The 22,633-nt window shown below is 63.8% G+C and carries 16 protein-coding genes; 11 read left to right on the forward strand and 5 right to left on the reverse strand.

Going from position 1 to position 22,633, the window contains the following annotated elements; genetic code table 11:
• Positions 1 to 28: 28 nt before the first annotated feature.
• Complete coding sequence (locus tag ABRP34_RS01385; RefSeq protein ID WP_353711956.1) at positions 29 to 442, reverse strand: hypothetical protein; 414 nt, start codon at positions 440 to 442, stop codon at positions 29 to 31.
• Positions 443 to 909: 467 nt separating this feature from the next.
• Here ABRP34_RS01385 and ABRP34_RS01390 point away from each other — a divergent pair, with 467 nt between their 5' ends.
• Both ABRP34_RS01390 and ABRP34_RS01395 read left to right on the forward strand, forming a co-directional pair.
• A complete protein-coding gene (locus ABRP34_RS01390) occupies positions 910 to 2,076 on the forward strand; it encodes a patatin-like phospholipase family protein (RefSeq protein WP_353711957.1) in 1,167 nt (388 codons plus the stop codon).
• A gap of 16 nt (positions 2,077 to 2,092) precedes the next feature.
• Positions 2,093 to 2,482, forward strand: a complete 390-nt coding sequence (locus ABRP34_RS01395) for a hypothetical protein (protein ID WP_353711958.1) — start codon at positions 2,093 to 2,095, stop codon at positions 2,480 to 2,482.
• Between the two features lie 509 nt (positions 2,483 to 2,991).
• On the opposite strand, the gene ABRP34_RS01400 is transcribed toward ABRP34_RS01395, so the two are convergent.
• Entirely contained in the window at positions 2,992 to 4,857 is a 1,866-nt protein-coding gene (locus ABRP34_RS01400; protein ID WP_353711959.1) for a glycoside hydrolase family 15 protein, read from the reverse strand.
• Between the two features lie 1,801 nt (positions 4,858 to 6,658).
• On the opposite strand from ABRP34_RS01400, the gene sbnA reads away from it, so the two are divergent.
• From sbnA to ABRP34_RS01440, 8 genes are all read left to right on the forward strand, one after another.
• Positions 6,659 to 7,747, forward strand: a complete 1,089-nt coding sequence (gene sbnA / locus ABRP34_RS01405; RefSeq protein WP_353711960.1) for a 2,3-diaminopropionate biosynthesis protein SbnA — start codon at positions 6,659 to 6,661, stop codon at positions 7,745 to 7,747.
• 188 nt (positions 7,748 to 7,935) lie between these two features.
• Positions 7,936 to 10,647 carry a Pls/PosA family non-ribosomal peptide synthetase gene (locus ABRP34_RS01410; RefSeq protein WP_353711961.1) on the forward strand — a complete coding sequence of 904 codons (2,712 nt, stop codon included), beginning with the start codon at positions 7,936 to 7,938 and terminating at the stop codon, positions 10,645 to 10,647.
• Positions 10,644 to 13,280 carry an amino acid adenylation domain-containing protein gene (locus ABRP34_RS01415; protein ID WP_353711962.1) on the forward strand — a complete coding sequence of 879 codons (2,637 nt, stop codon included), beginning with the start codon at positions 10,644 to 10,646 and terminating at the stop codon, positions 13,278 to 13,280. The genes ABRP34_RS01410 and ABRP34_RS01415 overlap by 4 nt, the downstream gene beginning before the upstream one ends.
• Positions 13,280 to 14,287: a TauD/TfdA family dioxygenase gene (locus ABRP34_RS01420; RefSeq protein WP_353711963.1), complete on the forward strand. Its 1,008-nt coding sequence runs from the start codon at positions 13,280 to 13,282 to the stop codon at positions 14,285 to 14,287. The genes ABRP34_RS01415 and ABRP34_RS01420 overlap by 1 nt, the downstream gene beginning before the upstream one ends.
• Positions 14,284 to 15,351, forward strand: a complete 1,068-nt coding sequence (gene sbnB / locus ABRP34_RS01425; RefSeq protein WP_353711964.1) for a 2,3-diaminopropionate biosynthesis protein SbnB — start codon at positions 14,284 to 14,286, stop codon at positions 15,349 to 15,351. The genes ABRP34_RS01420 and sbnB overlap by 4 nt, the downstream gene beginning before the upstream one ends.
• A 108-nt stretch (positions 15,352 to 15,459) precedes the next feature.
• Complete coding sequence (locus ABRP34_RS01430) at positions 15,460 to 15,936, forward strand: PLP-dependent lyase/thiolase (protein WP_353711965.1); 477 nt, start codon at positions 15,460 to 15,462, stop codon at positions 15,934 to 15,936.
• Positions 15,937 to 15,940: 4 nt separating this feature from the next.
• A complete protein-coding gene (locus ABRP34_RS01435) occupies positions 15,941 to 17,149 on the forward strand; it encodes an acyl-protein synthetase (RefSeq protein WP_353711966.1) in 1,209 nt (402 codons plus the stop codon).
• Positions 17,107 to 17,745, forward strand: a complete 639-nt coding sequence (locus ABRP34_RS01440; protein WP_353711967.1) for a hypothetical protein — start codon at positions 17,107 to 17,109, stop codon at positions 17,743 to 17,745. The genes ABRP34_RS01435 and ABRP34_RS01440 overlap by 43 nt, the downstream gene beginning before the upstream one ends.
• Positions 17,746 to 18,028: 283 nt before the next feature.
• Here ABRP34_RS01440 and ABRP34_RS01445 read toward each other — a convergent pair whose 3' ends face one another.
• From ABRP34_RS01445 to ABRP34_RS01455, 3 genes are all read right to left on the reverse strand, one after another.
• Positions 18,029 to 19,099, reverse strand: a complete 1,071-nt coding sequence (locus ABRP34_RS01445) for a S66 peptidase family protein (protein WP_353711968.1) — start codon at positions 19,097 to 19,099, stop codon at positions 18,029 to 18,031.
• Between the two features lie 132 nt (positions 19,100 to 19,231).
• Positions 19,232 to 19,426, reverse strand: coding sequence for a hypothetical protein (locus ABRP34_RS01450; protein WP_353711969.1), 195 nt, complete (start codon positions 19,424 to 19,426; stop codon positions 19,232 to 19,234).
• Positions 19,423 to 20,121, reverse strand: a complete 699-nt coding sequence (locus ABRP34_RS01455) for a hypothetical protein (protein WP_353711970.1) — start codon at positions 20,119 to 20,121, stop codon at positions 19,423 to 19,425. The genes ABRP34_RS01450 and ABRP34_RS01455 overlap by 4 nt, the downstream gene beginning before the upstream one ends.
• A 245-nt stretch (positions 20,122 to 20,366) precedes the next feature.
• Between ABRP34_RS01455 and ABRP34_RS01460 the strand changes: the two genes are divergently transcribed.
• Positions 20,367 to 22,541 carry a glycogen debranching N-terminal domain-containing protein gene (locus ABRP34_RS01460; RefSeq protein ID WP_353711971.1) on the forward strand — a complete coding sequence of 725 codons (2,175 nt, stop codon included), beginning with the start codon at positions 20,367 to 20,369 and terminating at the stop codon, positions 22,539 to 22,541.
• Positions 22,542 to 22,633: the final 92 nt, after the last annotated feature.

Raw genomic sequence — 22,633 nt, forward strand, 5'->3', positions numbered from 1 at the left:
CGTGGATCCGGTGCGGGAACTGCCGTGATCAGGCAGCGAACTCCACTTCCGCCGAATCGTTGTCGGTGGCTTCCCTAGCCATCTCGGCCGCCTTGAGCGGGGCCAGGAGGAGGGCGCGCTGGGTTGCGGACAGCACATGGGGCAGCGCCATTGCCAGATGTGCCAGGTGCAGCGCGGCCACGATGTAGTGCGTGCCCGCAGCGCCTCCGAGCGACCGCACCACGCTGGCCCTGATCGGTTCGAGGCTCGGGGTATTCCCGTGATTGGCCAGAGCCATCCTGGCGAGCATGTGCTGCGGGTGCCTCTGGACGCGCTTGTCCATCTCGGCCAGAGCCTGCAGCTGTCGCGCGGTCCATTCACCGTCCAAGGGTATAGAGGGATCCTCCGCAGCCGTGCAAAGCGCCAAATGGATCGCGTCGACCGGCGCCGGTGTTGTGGACATTGACGTACTCCTTCGGACTGCTGGGGGCCTGGCAATGGAACCTGGTAAATCCTTGCCGTTTGATATGTCAATATTGCCTTCGGGCGGGCCGGGTCAGCATCCGTGCCAGTACGCATTTTGGCCGGACTGTTCAGAGCATCTGTCTATCAGTCGTATCGTTGAGCCTCGCCACGGGTTCCGCTCCCGCATGTCTGTTTTCCAGCGGAGGGCCAACAACAACAGCAGTGGGATTACGACGGCGGCCTGGGCAAGGACGTCTGCTGAGCACCTCTTACTTTGGGCCAATAGATCCATAATGGCGCGACGATCGCGTTCGAAAGCGTGCACACCCTAATGCGGGCGGATCCGGACAGGTCGGAAGAGGCCTACCAGTGGGTGTCGTAAAAGGCGGCGGCAACCAGTGCTGCTTAGCAATCTGTGTCCGGCTAGCATGGTGTTACTCAGCTCGACGCGAGAAGAGGGGTCAGATGCCCTACCAAATACTGACTCGGGACCAGCATTTCCTCAGTGACGGTAAGCCGAAGCGCATTCTTTCACTCGACGGCGGCGGGCTCAGGGGCGTTTTGAGCCTCGGCATTTTGGAGAAGATCGAGGGCCTGCTACGCGAACGCCATGGCGCCGGCAACGACTTCCGTCTTTGCCACTACTTTGACTTGATTGCAGGCACATCCACTGGGGCGATCATAGCGGCAGCCCTTGCCCAAGGTTGGAGCGTCGGCGAACTCACAGACAAGTACTTCAGTCTCGGACGGCGAGTGTTTGAACGAGGCCTTATCCGTCAAATTCTTCTGCGGGCTAAGTACGACGAGCAGTCCCTGGTTGCCGAGTTGAAGGATGTCTTCGGCGCGGACACGACTTTGGGCGGTCCCAAGCTGCTGACCGGCCTGCTGATAATCATCAAACGCTTGGACAGCGGCAGCCCTTGGCCGGTGTCCAACAACCCCCACGGCAGGTACTTTGTGGCTGCTCACGACGGCAGGATGGGAAACGGAGATTATCCCCTCTGGCAGGTTGTCCGGGCTTCCACCGCCGCGCCGTCCTATTTCGAACCGGAAACCATCTCCATCACGGGTGGACGGAATGTGAGCCCCGTGACTGGCAGTTTCATCGATGGTGGGGTCAGTCCTTTCAACAACCCTGCACTTCAGGCGCTTATGTACGCCGTTCTGCAAGGTTACCGAGTGGGCTGGGAGACCGGTTCAGACAAGCTGCTGCTCGTATCGGTTGGTACAGGTGCGGCCGATCCCGCCGTCAGTAAGGCCAAACTGACGGCGAGCCACGCCCTGCGGGCGCTGAAATCTGTGCTGCAGGACTGCGCGGTTCAGCAGGAAACAATGCTCCAGTGGATGTCCGCCAGCCCGACCGCAAGGATCATCGATCGGGAACTGGGCGGGCTGGAGGGCGATTTGGTAAATAGTGCGCCCTTGATGAGTTATCTGCGTTATAACGTGGACCTGCGGCCGGAGAGTGTCCGGAGGCTGGACGGAACCCTTGCCGCGATGGATACCACCGCTCTTAGCGCCATGGATGCCCCGGGCAATATGGAGATCCTGCACCGGCTGGGCAGGCTGGCCGCGGCACAGGATGTGCGGGACACTGATTTTGATGCGGTTTTTGACCTGCCATCGGCGTAAACGGAAGGGACGACCCATGAGCGAGCTCCGCCGCTACAGACGCCTACCGGACCAGTACGTCGTCGCAATTCCTTTGCGCCTGGACACAGATGGGTTCAGCTACCGCAAGTGGGGCGGCGAGCAACAGTGCAAGCCTGGTGACTGGCTGGTGGACGACGACGGCGACATCCACACTGTCGACGCGGACGTCTTCGCTGCCACCTACCGCCAGATCCGCCGAGGTGCCTACGTTAAATCCACCCCCGTTTGGGCCGAATTCGCCCATGAAGCGGGCAGCGTGGCCACCAAGGAAGGCCGCACCAGCTACAACAAGGGCGACGTCGTCGTGTTTAACAACGAAGACGGGACTGACGGTTACGCCATGACCGCCGAAAGATTCAATGCACGCTACGAACCGGACCAATGAGGTTCACGGCTGATTTGCCGGTCAGCGGAAGACTAAAGAAAAGCGTCGGGCGTGCCTAGCTGCAACTTATTTCCATCCATTCCGGATTGCTGAGCGTTGCAGTGCCGAAGCAGCCAGTGCGAGGAATGCCAAGGCCTGGAGGTTCAGAAAGGCAACGTCGAGGATCCACTGCTGGGCCGTTGGGTCGTACAGCTGGTCTGCTTCGGCTACGGGCGGCTTCTGGAGGTCAGACCGTTCCATGTCACGGTGCGTGCCACTATCGCAGCAGGAGAGGCCTCGGCTCGCATCTGCGGGGCAAGCGCGCTACGCAACCCACCTAAGACACGCGGGATGCAACAGATCCTGGCCCCGCAAGCTTTGACGGAACGCGTGCATACCGGACGCGTGGTGTCAGGTTTCACTGACAGCGCCGCCCTCCACCTGGACGGCTGGCGGCTCGTCTCCAATCGCGACGAACGGACGGTCTGGTTTCGGGATGGGGTAGCCGTGGTCCCTCGGGAAACCGGCGACTAGGACGGAAGATCCGAGGGCCCCCCGCTCTCATGTGATTCCCCGGGCCCTTTCGCACCGGCCCCCAAGGTGGCTCCGTTCAGAGCGTCGGCAGCCCTGATCAGGGTTAGGTGCGAGAATGCCTGCGGATAATTTCCTGCCATTCGGTTGCCGGTCGTATCGTATTCCTCACTCAGCAGCCCCAGGTCACTGCTGCAACCGATGAGCCTGTCCATAAGCGTCTCTGCCTCCGGAACCCGGCCCGACCGGGCGTACTGCTCAACGAGCCAGAAGGAGCAGGCAAGGAATGGGTATTCCCCTGGCGCAAGCCCATCGGGGCAGGCTTCCGTTCGATAGCGAACCAGCAGTCCGCTTTCGTCAAGCAGGTCGTGTTCCAGACGGGACACCGTGCCGAGCATTTTTTCGTCGTCGTAGGCCAGAAAGCCTACCTGCGGCAGAACCAAGAGGGACGCGTCCACTTCGGTGTCCCCATAGGTCTGCGTAAAGGAGTTTATTTCAGTGTTAAAGCCCTGTTCCATTACCTCAGCACGGAGCTGCTCCCGGATCTCCGACCACCGCGTGGCCGGCCCGTCAAGCCCGTGCTTCTGTACAGCCTTCACCCCACAATCCATTGCGGCCCACATCATGACACGGGAATGAGTGAAGAACCGCTGCTCGCCGCGCATTTCCCAGATGCCGTGGTCCATACGTTCGAGGTTGTTTTCGACGAACCAAAGCATGTTTCTCTGGAGCGGCCAGGAGAAATGATCCTCATGCACGCCACGCTCGCGGAGTTTCGCTAGGGCCACCATGACTTCACCAACAACGTCGCCTTGGTATTGGTAGACCGCCCGATTGCCGATCCGCACTGGGCCGGATCCCTCGTAACCTGGCAGGTGACCCAGGACCCGCTCCGGCAGCTCCCGCTCGCCGCCTATGCCATACATAATTTGCAGATCACGCGGGTCTCCGGCCACTGCTCGCAGCAGCCAGTTCCTCCAGTACAGTGCCTCCTGTTGGAAGCCATGGGTCATCATGGCTTCCAATGTCAACGCGGCATCACGTAGCCAGCAATAGCGGTAGTCCCAGTTGCGTTGGCCACCGAACTGTTCAGGCAGCGATGTGGTGGGGGCAGCCACAATGCCCCCGGTCCTCTCGTGCGTCAGCGCGCGCAAGACGAGGAGCGAGCGTTGTACTTCCTCGTCGTAGTTACCTTGCGAGACGTAGTTGCTGGACCATTTTCTCCAGTAGGTGCCGGTCGTCTGCAGGGCCAGGTCTACGTCGACTACCGCCGGCGGAACCTCGTGGGAGGAGAAGGCATGCAGCTGCAGATCAATGGTCTGACCAGCTTCCACAGTGAATGTCCCCACATGCGAATAGTCGGAGGCGGCGCGGGGGAGAACTTCCGCCCTCAGCATGACAGCCTGGGGCCCGGCGACGGCCAACAGCGCCTCTCCGTCGTCGTCGTGTATTCGATGGACCCAAGGCAGAATCTTTCCGTACCCGAACCGCAGTTGCAGTTCCTGGCGCATCAGAACGCAACCCTCAAGCCCTTGAATTCTGCGAACCAAGGTACTGCCGCTTCCACCGATCGGCATGAATTCGGTGACCAAAACTTCACCGCTGCCGGTTCTCCATCGAGTCTCTAAAATAAATGTGGAGGGCCGGTACCGGCGCGCTACGTCCACTGACCCTTCGGTCCGCTCCTCGCCGCTAGAGGGTGCCAGGAGCCACCGACCATGGCTTTCGGTTCCGACCAAGGCACCGAAAACCGATTCAGAATCGAACCTCGGCAGACAGAGCCAATCGACGCTGCCCTTTCGGGAAATCAGCGCCCCGGTGCGAAGATCGGATATGTAGCCGTATTCCTCGATCGGTGCGGTCATGTCCCTAACTCAACCACAGTCGACTGTGCAACGCAGCCAAACTCCCGACCGCAATTTAGGAACGCTAGCGGAAATTGTGGCCGCCCGCGGTCGGCCAGCCGCCCGGCGCTCAGGTCGCTCGATTTCTTCGTCGGCAAATGGCCGCCTTGGCGGAGGCGTTGTGCGAATACCTTCGATGCGCCTACGGAGTTTCACCGGGTTATTGCGGTGTTGTGTGCGGCAATGCGCATGGCCGGCAGTTCCTTGCCGTAGAGAACCACTGTTCCTATGGAACTTTGAAGAAGGTTTAAGTCGCGCGTGCCGACGCAGGATGGTGCGCTGCCCCGATCCGGCACAATGTTGGTGCCACTGTAATCGGATCATTTTGGTTCCCAGGAACGCCATTCCGGTAGCTCTTAAGGTAGGCGTTCGGATACGTCCCACTCGTGGCATTGGCAATTCATGACAAGGACATAGTGGATCCACTGCCCTGCGCGGACTTGCTCTTGGGAGTAAGAACGCGCCCTTGCTGCCGGAGGCGTTTATAAGATACCCCGGAGATGCGGTTGGCACGATCTCTGAATTGCCGGAGAATACATTCCAGCGGTTTACTCATGGTTGTTCGGCGTGCCCTTGTCCAGGCAGTGGACTCGGCACGTGCCGTCCCCGTGCGTGAACCTGAGCCTGTCAGGGCGCATCCATGCTTCGATCATGAGCACACGCGCCTGTGGTGGCCGGGCTGAGGTGCTGTGGTCTTTGACCTGCATGTATGTGGATCTGCCCTGGGAAACCTCTTGCCGGGTCACTCTTGGGTAGTGTGTGGCCCTCCTTGGATCCCCGAAAAACTTGCCTGCATGGCGACGCCGGATGCGTCGTTTTCGTTGCCTGTGCCTGGGTGGCCCATCGTCCAGTGTGTGGCGGGCTTATCCTCCAATGGTTGTCATCCGGATTCGTGGCGTTTCCAAGCCTTGGCGGCCTGGTCGCTGGAAGAACCACACTGACCGGTGTTGGTGCAATGTCGAGCATCCGCGGTGCCAGGGCATCGACATCGGGCAGAGTCAGCGCCGCGGAATCCGCTGGACCAGCCACCAGGAGACACCGACCAAGGAGGCAGCAGGCCCCGCCACGGCCCGTCTCGAACCGATTGCGGCCAGCCATCAGCGCGTCGCGGAGCCGGTGTGTGGACAGTGCACGGTGCGGGACCTGGGCGGTCTCCTCGGTGAAGGTCCTGCGAGGCGACAGGTACTCCCATGGCCAATAATCGATGACCCCCGGCCTCAGCAGGGGGTTGCCTCAACAGGGGTTGCTTAAGAGATACAAGTCCCCAAACCGTGCCAGCACGGAAGCACGAACCACAACAAGACCACACTATTGATTTACCGCATCAAAGGACAGGCTCGGCATAAGGCCCACAAGAAAGATCGCCACAAGATGACGGGCGCCGGGGCTGACAAAGTCGAATATCACCCTTCAAGATTGGAAATTCCAGTGTTTCAGAATCACACTCTTGCAACAGGAATACCTTCTCCTGCCAAGCCTCGCCGGCTGATTACCAAAATGGCTTCAGGTGCCTCTCCCTAGGTGTCGGAGCGCTTTCCGCCATGGCGGCCGCCCCTGCCGTTCAAGCGCGACGTCGGCCACCAACGGCCATTCTGGGGGCCGCAGTGTTCCGTCCGTGCCGCTCTGCGCGGCTCTTCTTGAAAAGTGATCTGGTCCGGACGCAGATGTCCGCCACCCTTCACACACAACCACCTTTTACACACAAGCTGGCAGGAACATCCCCAACCCTGACCAGGCTCATGGCAGGGGAACGAGGAAGAACATGCCGATTATCAAGGATCCGCACCTGTTCAACGAGCAGAGCCTGTTCGTCGATTTGGAAGGGGTGTTGGGCTGCCGCCTCTTTCTGAAGATCGAGGGGTTCAATTTCGCCGGCTCTATCAAGCTCAAGCCCGCGCGGGAGATGGTTGAGCGCGCCGAGCGGGAGGGGCTGATCGGTCCCGGCTCCATCCTCGTGGAGTCCTCCTCGGGAAACCTCGGCGTCGCGCTCAGCATGATCGCCGCCAGCAAGGGGTACCGCTTCGTGTGTGTTATCGATCCGCGCTGTAATCTGGCAACCCGGCAACTCATGGAGTCGCTCGGGGCACAGGTGGACCTGGTGACCGAACCGGATCCCGTCGATGGTTTCCTCGGAGCCCGGCTTAACCACGTGCGGGACTTGTGCGCGTCCGACGCGCGGTACATCTGGCTCAACCAATACACCAATCCCGGCAACTGGGGCGCGCACTACCGCTGGACTGCCCCCGAGATCTCCATTCAGTTCCCCGAACTGGACGTGCTGTTCGTGGGGGCCGGGACAACGGGGTCGTTGATGGGTTGCGCGCGGTATTTCCGTGAGCACCGGCCCGATGTCCGGATTGTCGCGGTCGACGCCGCAGGATCGGTTTCGTTCGGCGGCCAGCCGGCCACCCGCCTGATCCCGGGACTCGGCATGAGCGTGCGGCCGCCGCAGCTCGACGAGTCCTTAATTGATGACGTGGTGATGGTCGAAGAAGTGGACACGGTGCGCGCCTGCCACCGCCTCGCGGCTGCCGGCTTCATGCTCGGTGGCTCCACCGGGACCGTGGTCCACGGCGCCACGTCCTGGCTCGCCGACCACGCCGCCCAGGACCTGACGGCGGCGGCCATCTCCCCGGACATGGGCCGTCCCTACCTGGACACTGTCTACAACCCTGACTGGGTGCACGATCATTTCGGGGCCGAAGCGCTAGCAACCGCCGATTTGGCAACGGCTGGTTTGGCAGAGGCTCCGGGCCGAAGGTCCGAGCCGGTCCCGGAGCCGGAGTACCCGGCACTCGTTCCCGTGGCCGATTACGCCGCCACGGCCGGATCAGGGAATTTCCTGTGGTGAAAATGCGTCTGGATAACCTGCAGGGCGCTCCGCGTTCCACATCTCCCCTCGATCCCCCCATTGCTGAGACAACCGCGGTTCCGGCCGGGAACGGCTCACCAGCCACTCCTGCCAAGGTTACGGCCGTTGCCTTGGAGCGCAGGCTGGCGGATCTTCTCGGATCTGTGGTGAAGAAGGACGACGTCCCTGTGGACGCCAACTTCTTCTACGACCTGGGCGCGGACTCGCTGGTGATGGCGCAGTTCTGCGCCCGGGTGCGCAAGCAGCCGGACCTGCCGGCGGTGTCGATCAAGGACATCTACCAGTACCCGACGATCTCGGCGCTGGCCGCGGCCCTGGCACCGGCGGAAACGGCGCCGGCGACGGTGCAGGTGCAGGAACGGTTGGCAGAGGTGCTCTCCGGCGTGCTGGACATGGAGCATGTGCCAGTGGATGCTGATTTCTTCCATGACCTGGGCGCGGACTCGCTGGTGATGGCTAAGTTCTGCGCCCGCGTGCGCAAGCAGCCGGGCCTGCCTGCCGTGTCGATCAGGGACATCTACCAGAACCCAACGATCTCGGCGCTGGCCGCGGCCCTGGCACCGGCGGAAACGGCGCCGGTGACGGTGCAGGACGTGCTGGAGGAGCCGTCGCCGGTCGCGGCGTCGGTGCCGGTGGTTCCGGCGCCGATGGACGCACGGACTTGGGAGTACGTTGCTTGTGGCGTGCTGCAGTTGCTTGTTTACCTTGGCTACTGTGTTCTGGCCGGGTGGCTTGCGGTGGTGGGTTATCAGTGGGTATTTCCGGAGGCGGGGCCGGGTAACCATGATTGGTTGGGCCATGGGATGAGCCTGTTGGAGGTTTATCTGCGGTCGGTCGCTTTTGCCGGGGGGACGTTTGTGCTGTTGAGTATTTTGCCGGTGGCCGCGAAGTGGGTTCTTATCGGGCGTTTCCGGCCCGGGGAGATCCGGATTTGGAGTCTGTCGTACTTCCGGTTCTGGCTGGTTAAGACGCTGATGCGGACCTCGCCGATGGCGTTGCTGAACGGTTCGCCGCTGACAACGTTTTATCTGCGGGCGATGGGTGCCAGGGTGGGCCGGAACGTGACGATCATGACCAAGCGCCTGCCGGTGTGCACCGATTTGCTCACGATCGGGGAGGGCACGGTGATCCGTAAGGATGTGATCGCCAGCGGTTACCGGGCCCATGGCGGTGTCATCCAGTTTGGTGCGGTGACGCTGGGCCGTGACGTGCTCGTTGGTGAGGGCAGCATCCTGGATATTGACACGGCTATGGGGGACGGCTCGCAGTTGGGCCACCGGTCCAGTTTGTATGCCGGCCAGGCGGTGCCCGCGGAGGAGCGTTGGCACGGTACGCCGGGCAGGGCCACGGATGCGGATTTCCGCACGGTTGAGGCCACGGCGTACCGGCCGGTGCGCCGGGGGTGGTTCGCGTTCACCCAGTTCTTGAGTGCGGTCGGTTTGGGCCGGGTCATGCTGACGATCGGCATCGCCCTGGGCGTGCTGGCGTTTCCGCGGGTGGCGGCGCTGTTGGAGCCGCACCCGGTGGCGTTTGATGACTGGTCCTTCTACGCCCATGCTGTTGGCCTCGCCGGCCTGACTGTCTTCGGTGGAACGGTCGCGGCGTTGGTCCTCGTAACGACTGTGCCGCGGCTGCTCAACCTCGCTCTGAAGCCGGACACGGTGTATCCGCTGTTCGGCCTGCGTGACGCGGCGGCGCGGGCGGTGACAAGGTTGAGCAACAATGCCATGCTTGGAGGGTTGTTCGGGGACAGCTCGTATGTTGTGAACTACCTGCGGGCCATCGGGTATGACCTGGGGCAGGTCCAGCAGACCGGTTCGAACATGGGCACGGTGTTCAAGCATGACAATCCTTTCCTTTCCTCGATCGGGACGGGCACGATGATCGCGGACGCGGTGTCGTTTATGAACGCCGATTACTCCCCGACCTCGTTCAAGGTCAGCCGGGCGAAGATCGGGGCGCATAACTTCCTGGGCAACGGCGTTTTCTTCCCGGCCGGGGCAAGGACGGGGGATAACTGCCTGCTCGCGACCATGGTGGCGGTCCCCATAGATGGGCCGGTGCGCCATGACGTGGGTTTGCTCGGGTCCCCGCCGTTCGAGATCCCCCGCTCGGTCCTGCGGGATGCCCTGCCCGAGGAACTTACGCACCGTGCGCATTTCCGGCGGGATTTGGCGGCCAAGAACAGGCATAACCTGCGCTCGATGGCCCTGGTGATGCTGGCGCGGTGGCTGAACCTCTCGCTGGCCATGATCATCATGTTCGCCGGCCTTGAGCTGTCTGACCAGTTTGGTTTCCTTGCCCTGAGTGTGGCTTTCGTCCTGGAAATGCTCGTGGTTGGCGTGTTTGTTCCCAGCGGCATCGAGCACATCGTGACGCGGTTCCGGCGGCTTGAGCCCCAGCTGTGCTCGATCTACAACCCGTATTTTTGGTGGCATGAGCGGTATTGGAAGCTGCAGCTGCCGAGCCGGTACATGGCCATCCTGGACGGGACGCCGTTCAAGCCGCTGGTCTGGCGTCTGCTCGGGGTGAGGATCGGGTCGAGGGTCTTCGATGACGGCTGCGCGTTCCCCGAGCGGAGCCTGGTGACGGTCGGCTCCCGCTGCACGCTGAACGCCGGCTCCGCGGTGCAGTGCCATTCCCAGGAGGACGGAATGTTCAAGACCGACCGCAGCAGCCTGGGCGACGGCGTCACGCTCGGTGTTGGCTGCCTTGTCCACTACGGCGTGAGCGCAGAAGACGGCACCGTGGTCACCACCGACTCCTTCGTGATGAAGGGGACGACCCTGCCCCGGGGAACCGTGTGGGGCGGGAACCCGGCCGAAGAAGCCCCCGCCGCCGCCACGTTCCCCCTCGGCCTGGAAAGGTCCCTGTCATGACCACCACCACCACCGCCACGTCTGCGTTGACCTGCCGCACCGCCGACCGCCCGCCCGGCCAGGACCGGACCGCCCCCGCGGGTGCCGCGCCGACGGCGATTCCCCGGTGGACGCAGGAGCACCGGTCGGGTCAGGGGCGCCGGCCGGGTCGGGGGCGGATCGAAGTGGCTGTGCCCGAGGACCTGCGCCAGGCCGTGCTGACACTGTCCCGCATGCTGGACGCGACCCCTGCATCGATCTGGCTGGCAGCTCATGCACGGGTGCTCCAGGCGTTGTCCGGCGAAACAGAGGTCACGACCGGCTGGAAGGACGCGTCCGGGACGTGGCCCTGCGAACTCGATCTGCGTGTAGGTTCATGGCATGCGCTGGTCTCTTCGGCGCGCACCCGGCAGGTCCGGGCCCACGCCGAGCGGGCCGGGGGGCCGCAGGCGGGGCGGCCGCCGGCTTCGGGAACATACGAGGTGGTATTCAGCACCGGCCCTGACGAGGATTCCGGGCTCGCGGAAGGCCTCGTTCTGGGAGTGTCCCTCCGCGCCGCCGCGGGTGGCGAAGCGTTGAGCCTGCGCTACCGCCGCGACGTCCTCGACGAGGACGCAGCCCTCCGGATCGCCGGCTATCACCTGAGCGCAGTCCGCCATCTGGTTGCCGACCCAGAGTCGGACCCCGGCGACGTCGACCTCGTCGGTCCCGAGGAGCGGCGCCTGCAACTGGAACAGCTCGCCGGGCCCGTGCGGCCCCGGCCCCGGCGGCGCTTCCACGAGCTGTTCGAGGAGCGCGTCCGGCAGCATCCCGGGCGCATCGCGGCGGTCCAGGACACGCGGGAGTGGACGTACGCGGAGCTGAACGCCCGCGCCAACCGGTTGGCCCGTGCCTTGCTCGCGCGAGGTCTGGGCGCGGAGGACATCGTGGCGGTCGTCGCCGAACGGGACCTGGAGTGGATGGCCGCCGTCATCGGCATCTTCAAGGCCGGCGGCGCCTACCTGCCGATTGAGCCGCACTTCCCGGCCGACCGAATCGCCAGAACGCTCACGCGGGCCGGGGCCCGGGCAGTGCTCACCGAAGGCGGCAGCACCACCACCCTCGATGAGGCACTGGAAGGAATGCCTGCAGTGACGAAGGTTCTGTTCGAGGACATCGAGGCCGAGGGGCACCCCGCCGGCGACCTCGGCATGGAGATTCGTCCCGATCAGCTCGCTTACGTCTATTTCACCTCCGGGTCCACTGGCGAGCCGAAAGGCGCGATGTGCGAGCACGACGGCATGGTGAACCACCTGTACGCCAAGATCGAGGACCTGGGGATCCGCGCTGGGGACGTCGTCGCCCAGACAGCCCCCCAATGCTTCGACATCTCGCTGTGGCAACTGGTCTCGGCGCTGCTCGTCGGCGGCCGCACACTCATCGTCGGGCAGGACCGCATCCTCGACGTCGAGCGGTTCATCGATACGGTGGAACGGGGCGCGGTGGCGGTCTTCCAGGTCGTCCCGTCGTATCTGGACGCCGTGGTCGCGTACCTGGGCGGCAAGCCCCGGCCCTTACCGCACCTCCGCTGCGTCTCGGCGACAGGGGAGGCTCTCAAGCGTGAGCTGGTCCGCCGCTGGTTCGACGTGATGCCGGACGTCAAGCTGGTCAACGCCTACGGGCTAACGGAAACCTCCGACGACACAAACCACGAAGTGATGAGTGCAGCGCCCGCGGGCGGCTCCGTGCCACTGGGCCCGCCAATCCCGAACGTCCGGATCCACATCCTCGACGAGCGGCAGCGGCTCGTGCCGCTGGGAGCGCCGGGTGAGATCGCCTTCTCCGGGGTGTGCGTGGGCCGCGGCTACATCAACGACCCGGAGCGCACTGCACAGGCCTACTCCACCGATCCCTATGTGGACGGCGCGCGGCTCTACCGGGCCGGCGACTACGGCCGCTGGTCCCCGGACGGCAAGCTGGAGTACCTGGGCCGGCGGGACAACCAGGTCAAGATCTCCGGGTTCCGGATCGAGATCGGCGACATCGAGAACGCGCTGCTGCGGGTTCCCGGAGTCCGCGACGGCGCCGTCGTCGTCGGCGAGGGTTCCGGGCAGTCCAGGTTCCTGGTGGCCTTCTACTCCGGTAACCGCCAGCTCGAGGTGGACGAAATCCGCAGCGGGATGGCCGCGCGGGTACCGGGCTACATGGTTCCGTCGGCGTACAGGTGGCAGGAGAGCCTGCCCCTGACCGGCAACGGGAAAATCGACCGGAAGGCCTTGACCCGCATGGCGCGGGAGGTCGTTCCCGAAGCAGGCGCCGCCACGGAACCCCTTTCAGGCACTGAGCGGCGGCTCGCCGAAGCATGGGCGACGGTGCTCGGCCTGCCGGTGGGCCGGATCGGCGGGCAGGACTCGTTCTTCGCACTGGGCGGCACGTCGCTGTCCGCGGTGAAGCTCGCGGTCCTGCTTAAGCGGGCAGTGTCGATCAAGGACATCATGCAGACGCCCATCCTGGCGGACCTGGCGGCCCTGCTCGAAGCCTCGTCCCTGACCGGCGCTGCTGTTCCGTCCGCCCCACGCGCGGCGGGATCCGCGGCGGAGCCCGACTCCATGGCCCCGGTGGGAGGACCGGTTGGCCACTCCCACCAGCTACCCATGAAACGGAAGGACTTCTGATGTCATCTCCTACACCCAGGATCCAGTTCGACGTGGAACGCCAAGCCGGACATGCGCCGATCCTCACCGTCGAGGATGGCCACGACCCCGCGCGGTGGGCCGAAGAGAACCGTGGGGCGCTGCGTGCGGCGGTGGATGAGCACGGCGCCGTCCTGGTCCGCGGCCTGGGCCTCCGCGATCCAGCCGAAGTGGCCGCTACCTTCCAGCAGCTGGTTCCGGGCGGGCTCATGCCGGACCGGGAGGCTTTCGCCGCCAGGCAGCCCTACCTGGACGGCGTGTACTCATCCCTGACGTGGCCGGCGAACCAGCCCATGTGCATGCACCACGAGCTCAGCTACGCGCTCGAGTTCCCCGGCCTGATGCTCTTCGCCTGCCTCCAGGCACCCAGCGTCGGTGGGGTGACCGGTGTGGCGGACGCCCGCGCCGTGCTCGATGCCATACCCCTGGACATCGTCCGGCGGTTCGAAAGCGAGGGGTGGCTGCTCGCCCGCAGCTATAACGAGGACATCGGTGCCACCTATGAGGAGGCGTTCGGGGTCTCGGACCGCGCCGGCGTCGAGAACTACTGCCGGGCGCACGAGATCGAGTTCGAGTGGCAGCCCGACGGGGAGCTGCGCACCCGGCAACGGCGCCCTGCCGTAATCCGGCACCCGGTGACCGGCCAGCGCTGCTGGTTCAACCAGGTGGCGTTCCTGAGCGAATGGACGATCGCGCCGGAGGTGCGGGAGTACCTGGTGGACGTCTACGGTCCCGACGGGCTGCCCTTCAACACCCGCTTCGGCAACGGCGAGCCGATCGGCGAGGACATCATTGCCCTCCTGAACGAGGTCTACGAGGCCCACACTCTTCGAACCCCCTGGCAGACGGGGGACCTCATGCTCGTCGACAACGTCAGCATGGCGCACAGCCGCGAGGCCTATGAGGGACCTCGGGAGATTCTTGTCGGTATGGCCGAGCCGCGCAACATTTTCGATCTCGATACGCACACCCAGGACGGTTCCAGATGACAAAACTCGCCACTTCCCCAGCCGCAGCGGCCGCAGAGCCGAAGACGGTTCCGCCCTTCGCGGTGATTGCAGGGACCCAGGTGCAGCAGGTGCTCCAGGGCCGGGAAAAACAGGTCGTCGAGCTGGTCGAGCAGACCTACCGGGTGCACGCAGCCGGAGACTCGGTGAACCCGCCGTCCTATTTCCTGCGCTTCCCGGACCGGCCCACCTCGCGCATCATCGCCCTGCCGGCCTCGATCGGCGGACAGGTGGAGGTTGACGGCATTAAATGGGTCTCCAGCTTCCCGGACAACGTGTCGTCGGGGATTCCGCGCGCCTCAGCGGTGCTGATCCTCAACGACCGGCTGACGGGCTACCCCTTCGCCTGCATGGAGGGCTCCATTATCAGCGCCTCCAGGACGGCCGCATCGGCTGCCGCGGCGGCCGACTGGCTCAGCCGGGGCCGCGGGCGTCCACGAAGAGTCGGGTTCTTCGGCACTGGCCTCATCGCCCGCTACATCCACACCTTCCTGAAGGCCACCGACTGGTCCTTCGACGAGATCGGGGTGTTCGACCTCTCGGGTGAGAGCGCGGAGGGTTTCAAAGGCTATCTCGAGCGCAGCGGCACCGGAGCCCGGGTGACCGTGCACGACGGCCCCGAGCAGCTGATCAGAAGCAGCGACCTCGTCGTGTTCGCCACCGTGGCGGGCCAGCCGCACGTGCACGACACGACATGGTTCGCGCACAACCCCCTGGTGCTGCACGTGTCCCTGCGCGATCTGGCCCCGGAGATCCTGCTGGCCTCAACCAACATCCTCGACGACATCGACCACTGCCTGAAAGCCGGGACGTCCGCGCATCTCCTGGAGCAGATGACCGGTAACAGGGACTTCGTGGACGGCACCCTGGCCGACGTCATGGAAGGCAAAATCCAGCCACCGGAGGACCGCCCCATGGTGTTCTCGCCGTTTGGCCTCGGCGTGCTCGACCTCGCAGTGGGCAAATACGTCTACGACGAACTCGCCCACAGCGGCCAACTCCACGAGATCGACGACTTCTTCTCCGAGCTGCGCCGGCATGGCTAACGTGGAACGCTCGGTCACGCGGGAGGAGGCGTATCCGGCATGGGCAGAGTGACAGGTTCAGTCCGTACCTCCGGGTGCGAGTGGCTGCAGTACGACTATGGGACCGGCTTGGTTCTGGAAGAGGGGCGTTGTTCGCTGTTCATCGGCGGCACGCCGCTGCTTCCGGCCCCGGCCCTGAGAGCCGCCTTGGGGACACCGCTCCTGTGGGTTAAGGATGAGACTCCCGGCCCGACCGCGTCGAACAAAGACCGGGCTACGGCGCTGGTGATTGAGGACGGGTTGCGGCACGGACTGAAGATCATCGCGACGGCTTCGACGGGCAACACCGCAGTTGCCACGGCGTTCGGGGCGGCAGTTGCGGGAATGCGGGCATCCATCTTTGTATCGATCGATTTTCAGGAGGACAAACTCGCCCTGATGACGCAGGCCGGGGCAGGGGTGTTCCAAGTGCCTGATGGTTACGCGGCCGCTGCCGACGGCAACGGCCGGACCACCGATGACTACGATGCCAGCGCGCCCGTGCTGCCAATTCAGTACCACCAATTCGTGCCCATCTGGGCGACGACCGAGCAAACCGAGGAGTGACACAATGCTTTCGTTACCGCAGATGCTGGGGAACGTGTCCAAGGCCTACCTCCAGTCGCCTGATGACTGGGCAGGATCGGTAACCGGCGTCCTGCGGGACGCCGCGATCTACCACGAAGCCAGAAACGGCTTCTACCGTGCCCAGTGTGACGCGTTGGGAGTCGATCCCGCCGCGATCAACGACATCAACGACCTGCAAGACCTGCCACTGTTGCCGGTCGGCATGTTCAAGCGTCCCGACGCCCAGTTGCTGCTCACCTGCTCCCTGGCCGACATCGAGACCGAAACCCGCTCCAGCGGAACCCGCGGTGTCCCGTCCGTCGCCCCCCGCAACAGCGAGACATTGACCCTGGCGCTGGTCGGCCTGATCGGGACCTACCGGGAGTTCTTCAGCCTGTCCGGGGGCGCGGGACTTTTCTTGAACCCGTCGGACCCAGAAGCTTCGGAGATGGGACTGCTCAAGGACTTGAACATCCTGAACTGCGTCTTCGACCACCACACATATCTCGCTGCCGACCAGGCGTTCGACGCCAGGGAGGCCTTGGAGCACCTGCGCCGGTGGAAGGGCCATATGACACGCCACATCGTCGGTCCGCCCTTCCTCATCGGCCTGCTCCTCCGGTTCCTCGAGCGGGAGAAGGTCAATGTGCGCCTGGACCCGTACAGCATGATCATCACTCTCGGCGGCTGGAAGCGGCACACGGCCGAGGCCATCCCTGACGAAGGCTTTCGGCAGCGGTGCCACGACTCGCTCGGCGTGCGCCCGGAGAACGTGCGCGACATGTACGGCATGGTCGAGTCGAACATGCTCGCTGTCGAATGCCACCTGCATCGCAAGCACGTTCCGCCGTGGTGCTACATCTCCATCCGGGATCCTGGCCAGAACGGGAAAGAGCTCGCCCCGGGGGAGACCGGCACCATCGCCGTCCTGGACGCCCTCAGCACCAGCTACCCCGGTTTCCTCCTCACCGACGACATAGGCGACGTCGAAACCGGAACCTGCGGGTGCGGCAGAACCGGCCAGGTCATCAACTTCCGCCGCCGGGGGCAAGGTGACGGGCTTGGCCACTGCCCCGTCAGCATCGAGCGCTACCTCGGTTCGGGCACCACTGCCGAGACTGAGCTGGCGGCACCGCATGGTCGTATCACGGTGACGGAAAGGACAGGCCCATGGAAGCGCCGTCATCCATCGCCGGAACCCGCCCGTTCCTGAGCGCCGCCACCGCCCAGCACGAACCAGTACCGATTGTGGTCAGTCAGATGCATGAAGTGACGACAGGCAGCAGCATGCCGCCCGCAGTGCATACGGATCCGGCTGCGAATGTGCGGGCCGGCGTCACAGTCTATTTCCTCGGCGGCGAGCAGAACCTGCTCTACGTTGAGGACAACGGGCAGTGGGTGGAATACGTAAAGTCCGCCCCGCCGTCGGAGGATCAGAGACCGGAAGCTGAAGCGCCCCTGACCCAGCCAATTCCTCACACGGATACAAACCAAGATACCCGGCCGGGCCCTGATGCATGGCCTGGCCCTGTGCACTGGGCAGGCTACACCTGCCACAGTCCGTACGAAATTACCCGGGAACGGAAGCGGCGCGTCTACTACGATCCCGCCACGAGGCCGGACCTGTTATCCAACGGGAACGGTGAGGCGCCCGCGCTGCCCTTGCCGGTCTTGGAGCTGGCCGGCGACCCGCAGGACCCTGCACCGTGGCTCGATCCCGACACAGGGGAGCGGTTCTCCTCCGACCGGGCAAGCATGGTTCTGAGATTGCTGAGGTACTGCCCCCGAAAACCGTTGAAATGGGGCTGACACGCATCTGGAGTTGATAACGAAATTCGGAATTGTGGAGGTGACTAGGGAAACGGACCCAGCGGGGGAGGGGGTACGGGCTTCGTATCTCGGCTCCTTCTGCCGAGTCTGTGGGCCTCCGCGCCGTGATGGTGAGGCTGGGCCCTGATTCCCTCGACTTGTTCCGTGTCGAACGCGGCGTGAGGAGGTAAGCGGCGGGACCGACCCTTCCGCCCACCTCGGACTCTGCCCACTGCTGAAGTGGGATCCACCCTGCGAGCCTTAAACGACTTCGGCCGCTTGTTCAGCTAGACGGCGCGCCTCGGGTGTAGTCGGCGGTAACTACCTGCGTAAGACCGTCTAGCCGAATACCTCCGCCATACGGCAAGATCCACTGAGGACGAGTGTGCCCAAAAGGGACACCGAGGCAGACGACGGCATCATCGTTGTAGCGCGCAATCTCACTACTTACTGCTTCGTAATGACTCGTCCGGAGCTGTTCGCGGTCGTGCGGAGGCGGCACAACCCCATGGTTGCTCACTGGAGGTCGCGCGACTATGACTCCGTCGACAGCAGAGAGGACACCCCTTTCCCCGAGAGCTCGTACCCACCTCCTGATCTGCACTGCCGGTGGAATCTCTTCGCTTGCTTCGAGAAGGAGGATTTTTCCCTGCAGGCGCTCGAGCTGCGGCAGTCGGTTCGCAAGCGCAAGCTGGTCTATGACCTCGAAGCATCCGCCCCAAGTGCCGCCTTCTGCTATACGCCTTGGTCCCGCCCACAGCCAAGGTTCACTAGGCTCACGCGCACCGAAATCCGTCAGAGCGCTGGGCGAACGCCAGTCTGGTCCAAAATCTTCTGACTCACCTGGGTCGAAAATATTCAGATGGGTATCTTCGAAGAGGGCAGCGCGTAGTGAGGTCAGATGAACCTCGTCAATATGGGGGCCCGGTCCGATGTGCACTTGGGTTGACCCGCCGTAATATCCTGGGATGCTCAGAGACCATAGCCAGTTGAGAATGTTGGTGTTGTCGCTATAGCCGAAGAACGGCTTTGGGTCCGAGAGGGCGAGTTCGGCATTGAGGTGAGCCACGACGGTAATCTGGTCGTCGCCGCCCACGGTTGTGAAGATGGCTCGGATGCTCGGGTCAGCGAACGCAGCGTTTACGTCGGCGGCGCGTTCTTGAGCCGACGCTCCCAGCGTGCGGGTTGTCGCATACTCCACGGGCACGAGCCCCGTCACGGAGAAGAGCCGCTGCATAGCCCGCTCATGAATAGCCGGCGCGAACCCGGGCGCTGCAAATGACGGAGACAGAACAGCCACTCGATCACCCGGCGCAAGCTTAGGAAGGGGCACGAAGGCCGCGGACTGTGGCACTCATCGATTCAACCACGTCTAGGCCCGCTGAGGCGCTACCGTTCGCTGGCACGCTTGAGTCAGCCGGAGTCAAACTTGAGGCACCTATGCGCCATCATCAAGGTTTTGAACGCGGGGCCCTGTTGCCTCACATCAATACCTCCGCGAAGGGGCATACGTTGCGTCATTGGAAAACCTCCGGTTGGGTCGGCGGTTCCAGTCCTCGTTGACCGGCGGTCTGATGGGTGCTGGTTGCTTGGCGGTGGCCAGGGTTTCGAGTTGCCCGGTGAGGGACAGGATCTGCCGGGACAGGGCCGCGGGTCTGACTTTCCGGTATTCGGCGTTCATGCGGGTTGCCGCCTTCCTGTCAGTATGAGCATCTGCGGCCGCGCGCCGTGCGGGGTCGCCGGCGCGTCATGAATCTTTGTCACCCTGGCCCCGTGCCTGGTCTTGGACACGAGCTTCTGCTGCGGAAGCAGGTAGTTGGTGAAGATACGGTCCAGCTCCCAGATGTGGTTCAGCAGCTCCAGTTCCGCGGCGGTGTCGTAGCGCAGGTAGCCGACCAGCTCACGGACCCTGGACCAGTTTTTCTGCGATTTCAGCAAGGATCCGGGCTTGGTGTGGGACCGGCCCCGCGGCAGCAGCTTGGCCCGTTCACCGGCCAGGCGCCTGTCGACCGTAGCGGCGCTCATCCGCCGCAGCAGCTCCGCCTGCGCATCGGTGATGTCCAGGGCCTTTTCCTCGCGCAGCATCGGGACGAGTTCGGGCATTACCGCCGCCAGCAGCTTCCCGGCAGGTGCCCTCAGCACCGCCCAGCAGAACACCAGAGCCGGCTGCAGATCCGCGCCATACACCGGTGCCCGGCCGGGCCTCACCCGCCTGGGTTTGGAAGGGTCAAGGGCATGCCGCAGCACCGCCCGGGCATGGTCCCGGTGCCAGCCGGTCAGCTCAACGACATCGTCCAGGATCCTTCCCTTCCGGATCCTGTCCCCGGCCCGATAGGACCTGGCCAACTGCTTCGTCACGGCCTTGCGCTCAGCCATCGTCAATCCCATCCACCCGGCGTAACCCGCGTCCGCCCACCCGGCAACCGCCAACCCAGCCGGAGGATTATTAATGAGGCAACGTATCCCCCTTCGCGGAGGTTATTTACGAGTCAACGCGGGGGCTGGCATCACCTCGTGCACGGGCGTAGCGTCGTTTTGACAATCAAGGCAGCGATCGCCTGGTTCGACCGGACAAGGGCGCCGTCTGCTGAGCCCGTTGCAGTCAATCCCTGGAGGAGCCGATGGCTGGATGGAATGCTGACACTGCTGCCGGGCCCCTCGGTTCCGCAACGGTCACCTTGATAGAGGGAGCCTCCTTTTGCATCTCATCGGATAGCGGAGATCTCCAGCCTGAGTACCCGCACGGGGTTTTCGTCGAGGATACACGTATCCTATCCCGCTGGATCCTGACGGTTAACGCGCAGCCGCTGGAGCCCTTGGCCGCCAAGACCAAGGAGCCTTACCGTGGTCTTTTTGTCGGCCGAGTACGTCGCTCGGATGGATACGCAGACAGCCCGCTGATCGTCGAACGACTCCGTGAGGTAGGTGCCGGAATCCTCGAGCAGATCACCGTCAGAAACTACTCACCAACCCCTGCCGAGTGCATTGTTTCCTTTAAAGCCGAAGCGGACTTCGCGGACCTCTTCGAGGTGAAAGAAGCGCGCATACAGCGGCGTTGGGATGAAATCCGCCATATTGACGGCGACGCACTCACCATCCGGGCCGGCTGGCAGGACATCCGGAAGGGCGTAGCCATCCAAGCCCCCGGAGCAGACATTACGCCGGAGGCGCTCACGTACCGCGTATCCGTCCCGTCGCACGGCCATTGGACCGCGGTCCTGACCGTGATACCCAGCATCGAGGGGTCTGATTGCGCGACTGCATTTGTCCACCGGGACGGGGAGGGCTTGTCGCCCAGGGACCGGCGCCGGCAGGCGTGGGTGTCCAATATCCCGGTCGTGCAGATGGGTAACCGCTCCATTGAGCGGACTCTGCGGCGCAGCTACGACGATTTGGGTGCGCTTCGCATTGAGGATCCTGACCACCCGGACCGGGTCGTGGTTGCTGCCGGCGCGCCCTGGTTCATGGCGCTGTTCGGCAGGGACTCGTTATGGGCTTCGATCATGGCGCTGCCTGTCGACCCATCCCTGGCTGTCGGTACTATCCAGACGCTGGCCGACCGCCAGGGCAGCGTCGTGGATGAGATGAGCGAGGAGGAGCCGGGCAAGATCCTGCACGAAGTTCGGTTCGACGTGTCCAGCAGATTGTCCTTGGGCGGCAAGTCCTCGTACTACGGGAGTGTCGACGCCACACCGCTGTTCGTGGCTTTGCTCGGGGAAGTCAGTCGTTGGGGTTTCGCCGCGGATACCATTGCGTCACTAATGCCCAACGTGGACCGCGCCATGGACTGGATCCAGGACTACGGGGACAAGGACGGGGACGGTTTCGTGGAGTATGAGCGTCTCAACGACCGAGGGCTGATCAACCAGGGATGGAAGGACTCCTGGGACGGCATCAACTTTGCTGACGGCAGGCTGGCCGAGCCTCCGATCGCGCTGTGCGAGGTGCAGGCCTATGTCTATAGCGCGTATTTGGCGCGCTCATGGATGGCCTATGATGCCGGTGACGCGGACTTGGCCGTGAAGTACCGGGACCGCGCTGCACGGCTGAAGAGTCAGTTCAATGAGCAGTTTTGGCTGCCTGAGCACGGCTACTATGCCGTTGCCCTGGACGCCAGAAAGAGACCGGTTGATGCCTGTGCTTCCAACATGGGTCATGGCCTGCTGTTCGGGCTCATCGATGAGGACAAGGCCCCGCTCGTAGTGGAACGCCTGATGTCCCCTGAGATGTTCAGCGGATGGGGTGTCCGTACTCTGGCCAGCGACATGGGCGCCTACAACCCCGCCAGCTATCACAACGGATCGGTGTGGCCGCATGACAATGCGATCATCGCGGCTGGTCTGCTTCGCTACGGCTTCGTAGCCGAGGCACAGCGGATCGCAACTGCCCTGTTGGAGGCGGCCGAATATTCGGATGGGCGACTGCCCGAACTGTTCTGCGGCTTTAGCCGGGAGCACTACGACGAACCCGTGCCGTACCCCACAGCCTGCTCGCCCCAGGCCTGGGCTGCCACCACCCCCATTATGCTTGTCAAGAGCCTGATGGGTTACTACCCAGATGTCGCCCTCGGCGGCCTATGGATGGATCCCGTCCTCCCGGAATCCTACGGCGGTGTGCACATCACCAACGCTCCCATGGCAGGCGGCCGTATCACGATCGACATCGCCGGATGCTCTGCGTCTGTCCGGGGGCTACCCGAGGGTATGGTGCTCCGGCACGGTTCGCGCCCGTGGGCGGCGGACCTCGTGGAACGTGCTACAAGGCGCGAATCGGCGCCGGGCGGTGATTTCTCGTGAGTCCGAAATTCACCGCGTCTTTTGGATGGGGTTTCGGCATGGCCACGCGGTCGCCTTGAAGTCCGGAGACATCAAGAAGTACCCACCGATTT

The sequence above is a fragment of the Arthrobacter sp. K5 genome, from assembly GCF_040448525.1.
Taxonomy (GTDB): domain Bacteria; phylum Actinomycetota; class Actinomycetes; order Actinomycetales; family Micrococcaceae; genus Arthrobacter; species Arthrobacter globiformis.